Below are 14,602 nucleotides of genomic sequence, written 5' to 3'. Positions count from 1 at the left end.
GAGCGTCTTTTTCTCGACGAGCTTGACCTCGACGCTGATCCCGAGCTCCTGGGCGAGCCGCTTCCGGATGAGTTCCATCATATCCCTCTGCCGTCGCATTTGATCGAAAAAGATCGTCTCTCCCACCTCGACGTGGACGGTGACCTCGTCGAGCCCCCCCTTCCGGTCGATCACGATCTGGTAGTGCGGCTCCGTCCCCTCGATTTCGAAAAGGACGGACTCGATCTGGGAGGGGAAGACGTTCACCCCCTTGATGATCAGCATGTCGTCGGTCCGCCCCTTCACGCGGGCCATCCGGCGCAGCGTTCGCCCGCAGGGGCAGTGCCCGGGAAGGATGCTGGTGAGATCCCGCGTCCGGTATCGGATCATGGGAAAGGCCTCCTTGGTGAGTGAGGTGATCACGAGCTCCCCCGTTTCCCCGTCGGGCATCGGCCTACGGGTCTCCGGGTCGACGACCTCCACCAGGAAGTGGTCCTCGTTGATGTGGAGGCCGTTCTGCTCCCGGCACTCCCCCGAGACGCCGGGGCCGATGATTTCGGACAGGCCGTAGTTGTCCGTCGCGACGATTCCCAGCTTCTCCTGGATCTCCTGTCGCATCCGCTCGGACCAGGGCTCCGCCCCGAAAAGGCCGTATTTCAGGGAGAGAGCCGCCAGGGGAATCCCCTGCTCCCGGATCGTCTCCGCCACGAGCATCGCGTAGGAGGGCGTGGAGACCAGGGCCGTGGTCTTGAAGTCCATCATGATCTTGATCTGGCGCAGGGTGTGACCGCTCGAGGCGGGGATCACGGAGGCCCCGATCCGCTCGGCCCCGTAGTGCAGGCCGAACCCCCCGGTGAAGAGGCCGTACCCGAATGCGATCTGGACCACGTCGTCCTTCGTCACCCCGCCCATCGTGAGGACCCGGGCCGTGAGGTTGCTCCAGATCCGGATGTCGTTCCGGGTGTATCCCACGACCGTCGACGCACCCGTCGTCCCGGAGGAGGCGTGGATCCGGACGACCTCCCGGAGGGGGACGGCGAACAGGCCGTACGGGTAGCTCTCCCGGAGGTCCTCCTTCGCGGTGAACGGGAGGCGCGAGAAGTCGGCCAGGGAGGCGATGTCCTCCGGCAGGCCCCCCAGGGAGTCGAACCTCTTCCGGTAGAAAGGGACGTGGGAATAGATGCGGTTCAGCGTCGACTGGAGCCGTTCGAACTGGAGCTGCTCGAGCTCCTCCCGATCCATGCACTCCCTGTCGGGTTCCCAGTACATCGACCCACCTCCTTGCCTTTACGCTTCTCCCTCGGGGCTCCGCCCCAGATAGGCGCGTTGCACGTCTTGGTTGGACAGCAGTTCCTCGGACGGTCCCTGGAGGATGATCCGCCCGGTCTCCAGGACATACCCCCGGTCGGCCACGCGCAGGGCCCCCCGCGCGTTCTGCTCGACGAGAAGAATCGTCAGCCCGAACTCCTTCCGGAGATGCACGATATGGGTGAAGATCTCCCGAACCATCCGGGGGGCCAGCCCCATGGAGGGTTCGTCGAGGAGAAGCATCCGGGGGCGGGAAAGGAGCGCCCGCCCGATGGCCAGCATCTGCTGCTCCCCCCCGGAGAGGGTCCCGGCCAGTTGGGCCTCCCGTTCCTTCAGCCGCGGGAAGAGGCCGAAAACCCGCTCCATGTCCTCGGTCACCTCCTCGTGCCTTCTTCTCCGGTACTGGACACAGGCCCCGAGGATCAGATTCTCCCGCACCGTCATGGGAGCGAACAGCTGGCGACCTTCGGGCACGAGCGAACAGCCCAGGGAAACGATCCGCTCCGCCGGTACTTTCCGGATCGTCTTCTTTTCGAAGAGGATCTCGCCCCCCCGTGGGGCAAGAAGCCCCGAAACGGTCTTCAGAAGCGTCGTCTTGCCCGCGCCGTTCGCCCCGATGACCGTGACGATCTCGCCGGGGCCGATGTGAAGCGACACCTTCCGAAGGACTTTCAAAGGACCGTATCCCGCCTCAAGGTTCTTGATCCTAAGCATCGCCTTCCCCGAGGTAGATCTGGATCACTTCCGGGTCCTTCTGGATGGAGGCCGGTTTGTCTTCGGCGATTTTCTGCCCGTAACTGAGCACGACGATCTCGTCGGAAATGTCCATGACGAGGGACATGTCATGCTCCACGAGCAGGACGGTGACGTTCCGCTCGCGAATCCTGCTGATCAGTTTCCCGACCTCGGCCGTTTCGCGGATGTTCAGACCCGCCGCGGGCTCGTCGAGCAGAAGAATCCGCGGCTCGCAGGCCAGCGCCCGGCCGAGCTCCACGATGCGCTGCTGTCCGTAGGGGAGACGAACGGCTTCCTCATCCGCCTGGCCGGAAAGACCCAGGAACTCCAGGATCTCCCGGCACGTTTCCCGCGCGTTGCGCTCCTCCTTCCGGAGGAACGGAAGGTGGAGCATACAGGATACGAAGCCCCCCCGGCTGTGGAGGTGGCGCCCGACCAGGATGTTATCCAGGACGGTCATCTTCGGAAAGAGACGGGTCTGCTGGAATGTCCTCGCCATGCCTCGCGCCGCGATCTGGTGAGGCATGATCCCCAGCACCTCGGCGCCGGCGAAGACGACCGAACCCCGGTCGGGACGGAGGAACCCGGAGAGCAGGTTGAACAGCGTCGTCTTGCCTGCGCCGTTCGGGCCGATGAGGGCCTTGATGGCGCCCTGTGGCACATCGAAGGACACGTTATCCACCGCCTTGAGGCCGCCGAACCGCTTGCTTATGCTCCGGATCGAGAGAAGCTTCACGTTTCCTTCTCCCCGCCGGCGGGGAAAACCGCTGCCTTGAGCTCCTCGAACAGCTGCCGCCGCAGGAGCCCATCGGGCGCGAAGAGCATGATCAGGATCAGTATGACGCCGAAGACCGCGTCGTCATAGGTCCCGAAATATCCGCGAAGAGAGAGGTAGTTGAGGAGAAGGCTCATCAGGAGCGTCCCCCAGAGGTTCGCCATGCCGCCGACCGCAACGATCGCGACGTACCGGACGGATTTCATGACCGAGGCCTCCGAGGGCCCGATGCCGCCGTTGTAATGGGTGAGCAGCACGCCGGCGAGTCCCGCAAAGGCGGCGGAAAGCACGAAGGTGGAAAGCTTGTACCGGGCGGTGGGGATCCCCATCGCCTCGGCGGCGTCCTCGGCGCCGTGGATCGAGGAGAGGGCCCTCCCGGCACGGGAATCGATGAGATTGAGGAGAAGCACCATTGCGGCGATCACCACCCCCCAGGCGAGATAATAATTGGAGGCGCGCAGAGCGGCCTTTCCGGAAACCTCGAGGCCGGGGAGGACGGCAAACGGGGGAACGTCGGAAATGCCGTCCGCCGCGCCGAGGAATTCGGTCCCCAGGACGATACGGTAAATGATGACGCCGAAGCCCAATGTCGCCATGGCAAGGTAGTGGCCCCGAAGCTTCAGGACCGGGCCTCCTACGGCGTAGGCGATCCCGACGGTCGCAAGAACCGCCACGAGGCACGCAACCCAGGGATGGACGGTCAACAGTTCCCCCCCGTAGAGGTCGGTGCGGGAGGAAAGGATCCCCGCCTTCGCCAGCCACCGGCTTGCGCCGCCCGCCCGGGACGAGAGGTCGTGCGTCGTCAGCAGGGCCGTGATGTAGCCGCCGATCGCGAAAAACCCGGCGTGACCGAGCGAGATCTGCCCCGCATATCCGACCAGGAGACAAAGCCCGATGGCCAGGAGCGAGTAGTACGCGGACATCGTCAGCTGGGTGAGATGATAGGGATTGCCGGCGACCGAGGTCGCGAGCTGGATGCCCACGATCAGCCCCCCGAAGATGAGGACCGGAAGGTGCCTCCCCCGCATCAGAACTCCTTCAGCCGGGCCGCCTCGGCGCTGCCGAAGATGCCGCTCGGCCGGATGAACAGGATGAGGAGCAGGAGGGAGATCGAGATGACCTCCTTGTAGGCGGCGGGCAGGACCCAGATGCTGAAGGATTCGAGTATTCCCAGGATCATGCCGGCGCCTACGGCGGCCGCGCTGTTCCCGAGCCCCCCGAGGATGGCGACGGTGAACCCCTTGATCGCCAGTGGCGTTCCGCTGTCGTACTGGACGTAGGTGATCGGGCAGACGACGGCGCCCCCGATGGCGCCGATCCCTGCGCTCAGCATGAACGACAGCGTCACCATGTTCTTCGCGCTGATGCCGCAAAGCCGCGCGGCGTCCCGGTTCGCCGCGCAGGCCCGCATCTGCCTGCCCAGCATCGTGTAGTGGAAGAAGGCGCTCAAGGCGACGACCGCGATGGCGCTGACGCCGACGACCCAAAGGACCTGGGGAGAGATGTACACATTCCCCATTTTGATGGAGGTGACCGAGGTGCCCGTGAAATAGGGGAGCGCCCTGACGCTTTCCCCCCAGACGTGCAGGGCGACTTCGCGGACCAGGATCGAGACCCCGATCGTGATGATAATCATCCGCAGCACCGACGGCCCCCTGAGCCACCGGATGAAAAGGATGTCGATGACCGCTCCGATGATCGTCGTCACCGCGACCGCGCCCAGGATGGCCACGGGCAGGGGCAGGAACCGGCTCAGCGTGACGGCGATCATGCCGCCGAGCATGACGAACTCCCCCTGCGCGAAGTTGATGATCCCCGTCGCGTTGTAGATGATGTTGAACCCGATGGCGACGACCGCGTAGATCGTCCCGTAGGTGATTCCGGCGACCACGTACTGGAAGAACAGGTCGGAGTTCAATCCCTTCCCTCAACAAATCGGGAGCACCCGCGTTCCCGCGGATGCTCCCGACCGGGTTTCGTGCGGATCCGGCTACTTTGCGAGGGGAACAAACTTCCCCTTCCGGACGGTCAGCATCTCGAAAGCATCGATGTTAAGTCCGTTGTGGTCCGAAGGCGAGAAGTAGAAGATTCCGCCGGTCCCGACGAAACCCTGCAGCTGCTCGATGGCGGACCGGATCAACTCCTTGTCCGTGCTGTTGGTATTCTCGATCGCCTTCGCCAGGATCATGAAGGCGTCATAGGCGTGGCCGCCGAAGGTGCTCACCTCTTCCTTGAACCTCGATTCGTAGTCTTTCTTGTACTTGTTGAGCACCGCCTTCTGGGGGTGGCTCTTCGGGAGCACGTCAACGATGAGGAGCCGGCCGGCCGGAAAAATCACCCCCTCGGCGGCCGGCCCGGCGGCCTCTACATACTTGATGTTCCCGAACCCGTGGCTCTGGAAGATTGGCACCTTGAGGCCGATCTGACGGGCGTTCTTGATCGCGATCGCCTGCGCCGGCTCGATCGACCAGTTCAGGATCGCCTCGACGTTGGCCGCCTTGATCTTCGTCACCTCGGCCGTCAGGTCGCTGGCGGCCTTGTCGTACACCTCATTGGCGAGGATCAAGATGCCGTACGCCGGGGCAAGTTTCTCGATCTGCGCCTTCCCCGCGTTTCCGAAGCCGGTGTTGCTGGAAAGGACGCCGATCCTGGAGATCTTCATATTCTTCATCTGCTGGAAGATCTTGATGACCGCGTCCTTGTCGCTCTGCGGCGTCTTGAAGACGTACATGGCCACGGGGTTGACGATCACCTCCGCCGCGGCGCAGGACAGGAGGAGGGTCTTCCCCTCCTCGGCGACGCTCTTGATCTTCATCGACTCGCCGCTCGTCGAGGGGCCGAGGATCGCAAACACTTTCTCCTCCTCGATGAGCTGCTTGGCGAAGGAAAACGCCTTCTCCGCGGAGGCGCCGGAATCCTTGACGATCAGTTCGATCTTCCTTCCGAGAAATCCCCCTTTCTTGTTCTGCTCCTCGACGAGCATCTCGAGGGTCTTCGCCTCGGGCGCCCCCAGGAACGACGCCGGCCCCGTCACCGACAGGATCGCGCCGACCTTGATCGGCTCGGCCGCCTGAACGCTTGCGCCCGCCATCAGCGCCAGCGCCAGGATCGCACAGATCAATCCGCTTTTCCCCCTCATGTACTCCTCCTTCTCCCTTGGGATTTCCGCCGTCTCCCCCGCTGTCGTACCGTTTCCCCTTCCTCCCGGAAATCGACGGTCAACATACCGTTTCCCTGCGAAATGCCGCCAGCCGGCCCGCGGCCTCCTCTACAGGGCGTAGACTTCCTCCCCCCTGAGCACCCGCACCCCGGCCCCCGTCAGGACCCGGATCGCCTTGTCCAGCTCGTCGAACCGGAAGATGATGATCGCGTTGTCCCCCGACCGCTGCACGAAGGCGTACATGTACTCCACGTTGATTCCCGCCTCGTACAGGATCCTCAGGATCTCCCCCAGCCCCCCCGGACGGTCCGGGACCTCGAGGGCCACCACCTCCGTCTTCCCCACCGTGAACCCGTTCTCCTTCAGGACCTGCTTCGCCCGGTCGGTCTGGTTGACGATCAGGCGAAGGATCCCGAAATCGGCGGTGTCGGCCAGGGAGAGCGCCCGTATATTGACGCCCGCCCGGGAGAGAATATTCGTCACCTCGGCCAGCCTCCCGGACTTGTTCTCCAGGAAAATCGAAATCTGCTCGACCTTCATCGCAGCCCCCTGTCGGGCGAGTAGTGTTCGCCCCCGTTCTTGGGTGTGCACCGCCTGCTGACGCCGACCACTCCGCGGAACCCTCGGACGCTGGAATGGTCCGGTTCGGAAAGAGGGCGGGGCTCGAATGCAGCCATATTTACGAATCTGGCCATTACAGCTTCCTTTGATCGATGACCCGCTTCGCCTTCCCCTCGCTGCGCTGGATCGTCTTGGGCTCCACAAGCTTCACCTTGCAGGAGACGCCCAACAGGTCCTTGATCTCGTGCTCGATGCGCTTCGAAAGCGTCTCGAGCCCCTTGATCTCGTCCGTGAAGATCGCCTCGCCCACCTCCACCTGCACCTCGAGGACGTCCAGGGACCCCTCGCGGGAGACGATGAGCTGGTAGTGGGGCTCGACGCCCTCGATCGTCATCAGGACCGACTCGATCTGGGACGGGAAGACGTTGACCCCCCGGATGATGAGCATGTCGTCGGTCCGCCCCGAGATCCGGTCCATCCGCGCGTGCGTCCGGCCGCAGGAGCAGGGGGAGACGCTGAGGCGCGAGATGTCGCGCGTCCGGTAGCGGATCACGGGAAAGGCCTCCTTGGTGATCGTGGTGAAGACGAGCTCGCCCGTCTCCCCGCAAGGGAGCGCCTTCCCCGTCGACGGGTCGATGATCTCCGCGATGAAGTGGTCCTCGAAGACGTGCAGGCCGCGCTTCTCCTCGATGCACTCCGACGCCACCCCCGGCCCGATGACCTCCGAGAGGCCATAGATGTCGAGCGCGCTGATCCGGAGCTTCTTCTCGATCTCCCCCCGCATCGATTCGGTCCACGGCTCGGCCCCGAACAGGCCGCACTTGAGCTTCAGGCGGGCGGGATCGACGCCCTCCTCCGCCATCACCTCGGCGAGGTTGAGCGCGTAGGAGGGGGTGCACAACAGGATCGTGGACCCGAAGTCCTGCATGAGCATGATCTGCCGCTTCGTGTTCCCCCCCGAGATCGGGATGACGGTCGCGCCGATCCTCTCCGCCCCGTAGTGGGCTCCCAGCCCCCCCGTGAACAGGCCGTAGCCGTACGCGTTGTGGACCACGTCCCCCTTCGTCGTCCCTCCGCAGGTGAGCGTGCGGGCCATCAGCTCCGCCCAGGTGTCGATGTCCCGGCGCGTGTAGCCGACGACGACCGGCTTCCCCGTGGTCCCCGAGGAGGCGTGAACCCGCACGACCCGCTCCATCGGGACGGCGAACAGCCCGAACGGGTAGGTCTCCCGCAGGTCGTCCTTCGTCGTGAAGGGAAGATCCGGCAGATCCTCGAGCCCCCGGACGTCGCCCGCCCGGTACCCCGCCTCGTCGAGCTTGCGGCGGTAGAAAGGAACCGCGGAGTGGACCCTTTCGATCAGGGCCCGGAGCCGCTTCGACTGCAGGGCCGCAAGCGCCTCGCGCGGCAGCGTTTCGAATTCGTCGTCCCAGATCATCCGTTCTCCTCTGTCCGGGGGACGGCGGCGCGGGCCGCCCCGCCCGATTTACCGTCCCGCCTCGCGGGGCGCCAACAGCGCCCGCCCGGCGCGAAACGCTTTCGCGTTCACCTCCACGAATCTCTCCGGAAGACGCTCCCGGATCGCCCTCAGGTAGCATTCCTCGGGGAGGGGAAGCAGGTGCGAGGCGGCACCCGCCATCACCATGTTCACGGCGCGCACCTCGCGCAGGGAGAGGGCGGTCGCCAGGGCATCGACCAGGTACAGGTTCGGTGTCACCTCGGCAAGCCGCTCCTCGATCCGCTCCGGGTACCGCTCCCGGCCGGTGGCCACCGACGGAGGCAGGATCTCCTGCGCGTTGACCACCGCGGCGCCGCCGGGTTTGAGAAAATGCGCGAACCGGAGGGCCTCCAGCTTCTCGAAGGCGACCAGCAGGTCCGCCGTGCCCGGCTCGATGAGCGGCGAGAACACCTTCGGGCCGTAGCGCAGGTGGGTCGTCACCGCCCCCCCGCGCTGGGCCATTCCGTGGACCTCGCTCTTCTTGACGTCGTACCCTCCGAGCAGGAACGCCTCGCCCAGCACCTCGGACGCGAGGAGGATCCCCTGCCCGCCGACGCCCGCGAGGAAAACGTTCCCGCGGGCCTGTTTCACCCCTTCTTCTCCAGGATCGCCTTGAACTTGCACAGCGGAGGGCACTGGTTGCACCCGTCGCACAGGAGGGGATGGATCCGCGTCATCCCCTTCTGGGACGCCTTCTTCCCCGCGGCGACCGCCGCCTCCGGCGTGAACGGAACCCATTCGATCGCGGGGCAGCCGAGCTTGCTGCACGCCTTGCATCCCCTGCACAGGTCGGGGATCACCTCGTAGACGGGACGCTTTTTCCTGCGGTGCTCCGGGAGGAGAACGCACGGCGCCTCGGTGATGATCACGGACGGCTCCTCGCGGAAGAGCTCCCTCCTGAGGACCGCTTCCGTCCGCTCCATGTCGTGCGGGTTGACCGTATAGACGTGGTCCACACCCACCGCGCGGCACAGAGCCGCCAGGTCCAGCCGGCGGGTGGCCTTGCCCATGAGCGTCCTTCCCGTCGCAGGATTCTCCTGGGCGCCGGTCATGGCGGTCGTCCGGTTGTCCAGGATGATCACCGTGGAGAACCCGCGGTTGTAGACGATGTCGATCAGGGGCGTGATCCCCGAGTGGAGGAAGGTGGAATCCCCGATGACCGCCACCACCTTGCCCAGGGCGGCCTTTCCCAGCGCCTTCTCGATCCCGAAGGCGTTCCCGATGGACGCCCCCATGCAGACGCAGGTGTCCATTCCGGAAAGCGGCGGGAGCGCCGCGAGGGTATAGCAGCCGATGTCGCCGGCCACCGTCGCCTTGAACTTGTTGAGGACGTAGAAAAGCCCGCGGTGCGGGCAGCCGGGGCACAGGTTCGGGGGCCTCCGGGGAAGCCCCTCGGCCGGCCGCACGGGAATCGCCACCCCGGTAATCCCCTCCCGGACGATCCGCGGGGAAAGCTCCCCGACGATCGGGATGATCTCCTTCCCCTGCACCGGAAGCCCCAGGGCCTTCACGTGCGTCTCGATGTGAGGGTCCAGCTCCTCGACCACCACCACGCGCGACACGCCCGCCGCGAACTCCCGGATGAGCCGCGACGGGAGCGGGTGCGCCATCCCCAGCTTCAGGACCGACGCGTCGGGAAACGCCTCCCGGACGTACTGGTACGAGACCCCCGCCGTGATCACCCCCAGGGTGCGGTCGCCCCACTCGATCCGGTTGCCGTCGAACCCTTCCGCGAACGTAGCGAGGGCCCGCATCCTCTCCTCGACGATCCCGTGCCGCCGCCTCGCGTTGTCCGGGAGCATGACCCACTTGGCCGGGTCGCGCACGAACCCGGGGGCGAGGAGTGATCCCGTCACGTCGCCGAGCCGGACCGCCCCCTCGGCGTGGGAGATCCGCGTGGTGCTCCTCAAAAAGACCGGGGTGTCGAATTTTTCCGAGAGGTCGAAGGCAAGCCTCGTGAACTCCTTCGCCTCCCAGGAGTCGGACGGCTCCAGCATCGGGATCTTCGCCGCGACGGCATAGTGCCGGTTGTCCTGCTCGTTCTGGGACGAGTGCAGTTCGGGATCGTCGGCGGTGACGATCACGAACCCCCCGCGCACCCCCGTGTAGGAGGCGGTGAAGATCGGGTCGGCGGCGACGTTCACCCCCACGTGCTTCATCACCGCGAGGGCCCGCGCTCCCGCCATCGAGGCCCCGTGCGCCACCTCCACCGACACCTTTTCGTTGGGAGCCCACTCCGCGTAGACTCCCTCGTACCGCGCGAAATTCTCGAGGATCTCCGTGCTCGGGGTCCCGGGGTAGGCGGAGGCGACCGTAACCCCCGCCTCGAACGCCCCCCGTGCGATCGCCTCGTTCCCGGACAGCAGCACGATCTTTTCCCTTGCCGGTACGGACAACGAAATTCCTTTCTTTCCTGCCGGGATATAAGTCTTATAAATTACCATATAGACCCGCTCCTTTCAAATACGGTGAGCGGGACTCTGCTATACTTTACCGATATTCGACAAGGGAGGAAGGCAAGATGAAAATAGGCGTGCTGAACGGCGGCGGAGATTGCCCGGGCCTCAATGCGGTCATCCGGGCGGTGGTCCGGAAATCCGACAATTTAGATTCCCGTGTGGTGGGCATCCGGAACGGGTGGAAGGGACTTGTGGACATCTCCTACATGGATCTCGACACCAAGATGGTCTCGGGGATCCTGCACATCGGCGGAACGATCATCGGCACTTCCCGGACCAACCCTTTCAAGGATCCCGACGGTCCTGACAAGGTCCTGAAGAACTTCCGCCTGCTGGGGCTCGACGCACTCGTCGCCATCGGGGGCGAGGACACCCTGGGGGCGGCGAGCAAGCTCTATGAGCGCGGCCTTCCGGTGGTGGGCGTCCCCAAGACGATCGACAACGACCTGTCGGGGACCGATTTCACCTTCGGGTTCGACACGGCGGTCTCCATCGCCACCGATGCCATCGACCGGATCCACACGACGGCGGAGTCCCACAACCGCGTCATGGTGGTGGAGGTGATGGGGCGCAACGCGGGATGGATCGCCACCTTCTCGGGGATGGCAGGAGGGGCGCACGCGATCCTCATTCCGGAAAAGCCGATCGACATCGACGAGGTATGCGACCTGATCCTGCGACGCCACAGCCGCGGGAAGAACTTCAGCATCGTCGTGGTGGCGGAGGGGGCAAAGTTCGCCGAGAAGCCGGGCGAGGACGGCCAGCTGATCATCCAGGAGACGAAGACCGACGAGTTCGGGCACGTCCGGCTGGGCGGGATCTCGCAGGTCCTTGCCAAGGAGATCGAGAAACGGACGAGGTTCGAGACGCGCTTCGTGGTCCTTGGCCACATCCAGCGGGGCGGTTCCCCTACCGCCCACGACCGGGTGCTGGCCACCCGGTACGGCGTCTTCGCCACCGAGATGGCCCACCGCGGCGAGTTCGGGAAGATGGCCGCCCTCCAGGGGAAAGAGATCGTCCCCGTCCCCTTGTCCGAAGCCACCGCGCAGTCGAAAACGGTCAACATGGGAATCTTCCACATCGCCGAGGAATTCTTCGGGTAAAGAACCGGGACGTTCCCCCGCCTACCGCTGCGCCTTGCGCAGAAACGGCTCCGCAGCCTCGGAGGGGGGCTCCGTTCGTGGCTCGGCGTGCGTTGCACCCGCACGCCTGCGCTCCGGCCTCCAGGGGTCCGTTGCCGAAGAGGCCGTGCACCGAGAGGGTCGATGCGCCGCTTCCGGCGAGGCGCCCGACCGAAGCGTACCCGCTGCGGTACGGTGAGGGAGGGCAACGAAACCGGAGCGGATGCAGCGGCCCTCGAATGCCGGGATCTGAGGGAATGAACTCCTGGAGGCCGGTCTCACTGCGCCCCTCCTCCTGCGGCTGCTGCGCCGGTCACCGGGGACCCGGGGCGCAGCGGGGGGTTCCGCAGAGCGGCCTGTGGAGCGAGAAATGGGGGTCGCCGCGAAGCGGCGTTTAAGACACGCGAGCGGAACCGGCAGCGAGCGGGCGAAGATCGCGAGCGTAGCGGATGCGGAAGCCCCCCGCGAGCCAGGGTCCCCGGGAGGAACACCCGGCTTAAAGGATCTTGCCCCGGGCGTCGAACGCGGCGGGGTAATAGCGGATGGCCGGGGCGCCCCCGCTGCCGTCGACCGCCGCCACGTCGAACCGCGCCTCCTTCCACGAGCCCGGGGGGATCGTCGCCAGGTACGCCCTCGCCGCGGCCGCGATCCTTCTTCGTTTGGCCGGGCCCACGGACTCCTCCGGGAGCCCGTGCCCGTCCTCCTCCCGGAAGCGCACCTCGACGAACGCGAGAACGTTCCTGTCCCGGGCAATGACGTCGATCTCCCCGCCCCGGGCGCGGAAGTTCCGCTCCACGATCTCCATTCCTCTTTCCCGCAGATACGCGCAGACCGATTCTTCCGCCTCCCGCCCCGCCGCCGCCCTCTCTTCCGGCTTGCGACTCACCCCGGAAGGACCCCGCGGAACGTCTTCCGGTGAATCGGGGAGGGGCCGAGCAACGCCAAGGCGGCCAGATGCCCCCTCGTCGGGTACCCCTTGTGGGAGGCGAAGCCGTACCCGGGGTAGACCCGGTCGTACTCGAGCATCAGCCGGTCCCGGGTGACCTTCGCGACGATGGAGGCCGCCATGACCGAAACGCACCGGGTGTCCCCCGAGACGAGCGGTTCCTGGCGGATGGCCGCCCATGGGCCTCCCTCCGCCGGAGGGATCGAAATATTCCCATCGATGTAGAGAAAGTCAGGAACGGGTATGAGTTTTTCCACCGCCCGTCGCATCGCGAGAAGCGACGCCTTGAGGATGTTGATCCGGTCGATCTCCTCCGGGGTGGAATGGCCAACCGCGTAGGCGAGGGCGTGCGAGGTGACAAGAGAAAAGGCCCTTTCCCTCGCTTTCGGGGAAAGGGCCTTCGAATCGCGGATATCCGGCCGATAGAACCCCGGGGGGAGCACTACGGCCGCCGCCACTACCGGGCCGGCAAGCGGTCCCCGCCCGGCTTCGTCTACGCCGGCCACCATGCGAAAACCCCTCGCACGCGCCCGGGTCTCGAAACCGTCCAACGGGGGTGCCCTACTCCTTGGTCTCCGGCGCCTGCGCCGCATCTTCCGGCGCGGCGACACCCTCTTCGGGTGGTTCCGCGGTCCCCTCGGCCGGGATGGCGATCCCCTTCTTGCCGAGCCAGTCCTTCTTCTCCCGGATCCGGGCCTTCTTGCCGGACACCTTGCGGAGGAAGAAGAGCTTCGCCCTGCGGACGTCCCCCCTCTTCTTCACTTCGATCCTCTCGAGGAGGGGGGAGTGCAGCGGGAACGTCCGCTCCACGCCCACTCCGTATGACTCCTTGCGGACTTTGAAGGTTGTGGAGGGTCCGTTGCGGTGAAACCCGATGACGATCCCCTCGAAGTACTGGACGCGCTCCTTTTCCCCTTCCCGAATCCGCAGGTAGACGCGCACCGTGTCCCCGGCCTTGAACGCCGGAAGGTCGCTGCGAAGCTGCGATTTTTCCAGTTCCCTGAGGAGATTGCTCATTTCTCGAACCCCTTTCCCGAGTCGGTTCCCTTTGGAAAACAAGACGGATTAATCTATTCCACCCCGCCGCCGGGTGTCAACTTCTTCTTCCCGAGATCGGGGCGCCTGGCCAAGGTCCTGCGCGTCCCCTCCTCCCGGCGCCACTTCTCGATCGCGGCGTGGTTGCCCGACAGGAGCACGTCGGGGACCGTAAGCCCTCGGAACTCCCGGGGGCGGGTGTATTGCGGCCCCTCGAGGATTCCCTCCTCGAAGGAATCCCGGTCCGGCGCCAAAGGGCCCCCGATCACGCCGGGCACGAACCGGGCCACCGCGTCGACCAGCACGAGGGAGGGCAACTCCCCTCCCGTCAGCACGTAATCGCCGATGGAGATCTCGAAGTCGGCCAGGTGGTCCGCCACGCGCTGGTCTACCCCTTCGTACCGACCGCAGATGAGGATCAGATGTTCTTCCCCGGCCAGCCGGCGCGCCAGCCGGTGGGTCAACAGCTCTCCCTGGGGGGAGAGAAGGACCGCCTTCCCCGGCCCGAACCGTGTTCGGATCGCCTCCACCCCCGCAAAGATCGGCTCCGGCTTCATTACCATCCCGCCGCCCCCGCCGAAAGGCGGCTCGTCGGTCACCCGGTGCTTCCCCTCCGCGTAGTCCCGCAGGTCGTGCACGCCGACCGCCAGCAGCCCCGCCTCCCTCGCCCGGGCGAGGATGCTGTGGTCGAGCGGTCCGGAAAAGATCCCGGGGAAGAGCGTCAGGATGTCGATCCGCACCTTACCACCCCTCCGGGGGGGCCACCACGATGCGGCGGCCCGCGACGTCCACCTCGCGGACAAACTCGGAAACCATCGGAAGGAGGGACTCCCCCTCTTCGCGCCGGATGACGAGCCAGTCGTGAGCCGGCCCCTCCTCCACCCCGACGAGCTCCCCGACGCGGCCCCCCGCGGCATCCACCACTTCGCAGCCGATCAGGTCCGTGACGTAATACTCCCCCTCCTCCGGGGGAGGAAGCTCATCCCAAAGGACCGAGACCAAGGCCCCCGACCACTCCTTCGCCTCTT

At 65.7% G+C, this 14,602-nt stretch carries 16 protein-coding genes; 1 reads left to right on the top strand and 15 read right to left on the bottom strand.

Features of this window, described 5'->3' with window-relative positions:
• The 10 genes from VJ307_08505 to iorA form a co-directional block, all read right to left on the bottom strand.
• The coding region (locus VJ307_08505) for a phenylacetate--CoA ligase (GenBank protein ID HJX74182.1) at positions 1-1,248 on the bottom strand (1,248 nt) is incomplete at its 3' end.
• A gap of 18 nt (positions 1,249-1,266) precedes the next feature.
• Positions 1,267-2,001 (bottom strand): ABC transporter ATP-binding protein, encoded by a 735-nt coding sequence (locus VJ307_08500; protein ID HJX74181.1) that lies wholly within the window; start codon positions 1,999-2,001, stop codon positions 1,267-1,269.
• Positions 1,994-2,758 carry an ABC transporter ATP-binding protein gene (locus tag VJ307_08495; GenBank protein ID HJX74180.1) on the bottom strand — a complete coding sequence of 255 codons (765 nt, stop codon included), beginning with the start codon at positions 2,756-2,758 and terminating at the stop codon, positions 1,994-1,996. Before VJ307_08495 ends, VJ307_08500 begins: the two co-directional genes overlap by 8 nt.
• Positions 2,755-3,825 (bottom strand): branched-chain amino acid ABC transporter permease, encoded by a 1,071-nt coding sequence (locus VJ307_08490; GenBank protein HJX74179.1) that lies wholly within the window; start codon positions 3,823-3,825, stop codon positions 2,755-2,757. Before VJ307_08490 ends, VJ307_08495 begins: the two co-directional genes overlap by 4 nt.
• Positions 3,825-4,715: a branched-chain amino acid ABC transporter permease gene (locus VJ307_08485; protein HJX74178.1), complete on the bottom strand. Its 891-nt coding sequence runs from the start codon at positions 4,713-4,715 to the stop codon at positions 3,825-3,827. Before VJ307_08485 ends, VJ307_08490 begins: the two co-directional genes overlap by 1 nt.
• Before the next feature lie 72 nt (positions 4,716-4,787).
• Positions 4,788-5,936, bottom strand: coding sequence for an ABC transporter substrate-binding protein (locus VJ307_08480; GenBank protein ID HJX74177.1), 1,149 nt, complete (start codon positions 5,934-5,936; stop codon positions 4,788-4,790).
• Positions 5,937-6,065: 129 nt separating this feature from the next.
• Positions 6,066-6,497, bottom strand: a complete 432-nt coding sequence (locus tag VJ307_08475) for an ACT domain-containing protein (GenBank protein HJX74176.1) — start codon at positions 6,495-6,497, stop codon at positions 6,066-6,068.
• Between the two features lie 154 nt (positions 6,498-6,651).
• The gene (locus VJ307_08470; protein HJX74175.1) at positions 6,652-7,953 is read right to left on the bottom strand and encodes a phenylacetate--CoA ligase; all 1,302 of its coding nucleotides are present in this window, start codon (positions 7,951-7,953) and stop codon (positions 6,652-6,654) included.
• A 48-nt stretch (positions 7,954-8,001) separates the two neighbouring features.
• Positions 8,002-8,604 carry an indolepyruvate oxidoreductase subunit beta gene (locus tag VJ307_08465; protein ID HJX74174.1) on the bottom strand — a complete coding sequence of 201 codons (603 nt, stop codon included), beginning with the start codon at positions 8,602-8,604 and terminating at the stop codon, positions 8,002-8,004.
• Positions 8,601-10,409: an indolepyruvate ferredoxin oxidoreductase subunit alpha gene (iorA, locus tag VJ307_08460; protein ID HJX74173.1), complete on the bottom strand. Its 1,809-nt coding sequence runs from the start codon at positions 10,407-10,409 to the stop codon at positions 8,601-8,603. The genes VJ307_08465 and iorA overlap by 4 nt, the downstream gene beginning before the upstream one ends.
• 125 nt (positions 10,410-10,534) lie before the next feature.
• Here iorA and VJ307_08455 point away from each other — a divergent pair, with 125 nt between their 5' ends.
• A complete protein-coding gene (locus tag VJ307_08455) occupies positions 10,535-11,575 on the top strand; it encodes a 6-phosphofructokinase (protein HJX74172.1) in 1,041 nt (346 codons plus the stop codon).
• Positions 11,576-12,089: 514 nt separating this feature from the next.
• Here the strand turns inward: VJ307_08455 and VJ307_08450 are convergent.
• The 5 genes from VJ307_08450 to rimM form a co-directional block, all read right to left on the bottom strand.
• On the bottom strand, positions 12,090-12,479 hold the full coding sequence (locus tag VJ307_08450) for a YraN family protein (protein HJX74171.1): 390 nt from the start codon (positions 12,477-12,479) through the stop codon (positions 12,090-12,092).
• On the bottom strand, positions 12,476-13,048 hold the full coding sequence (locus VJ307_08445) for a ribonuclease HII (GenBank protein ID HJX74170.1): 573 nt from the start codon (positions 13,046-13,048) through the stop codon (positions 12,476-12,478). Before VJ307_08445 ends, VJ307_08450 begins: the two co-directional genes overlap by 4 nt.
• Positions 13,049-13,100: 52 nt before the next feature.
• On the bottom strand, positions 13,101-13,556 hold the full coding sequence (rplS, locus tag VJ307_08440) for a 50S ribosomal protein L19 (GenBank protein ID HJX74169.1): 456 nt from the start codon (positions 13,554-13,556) through the stop codon (positions 13,101-13,103).
• 53 nt (positions 13,557-13,609) lie between these two features.
• Entirely contained in the window at positions 13,610-14,314 is a 705-nt protein-coding gene (trmD, locus tag VJ307_08435) for a tRNA (guanosine(37)-N1)-methyltransferase TrmD (GenBank protein ID HJX74168.1), read from the bottom strand.
• A gap of 1 nt (position 14,315) precedes the next feature.
• On the bottom strand, positions 14,316-14,602 hold a 287-nt coding region (rimM, locus tag VJ307_08430; protein HJX74167.1), incomplete at its 5' end, for a ribosome maturation factor RimM.

The sequence above is a fragment of the Candidatus Deferrimicrobiaceae bacterium genome (assembly GCA_035256765.1).
Lineage (GTDB): Bacteria > Desulfobacterota > Deferrimicrobia > Deferrimicrobiales > Deferrimicrobiaceae > CSP1-8.
Note: the sequence above shows the minus strand (reverse complement) of the source record. Positions and strands in the feature narration are given on the sequence as shown.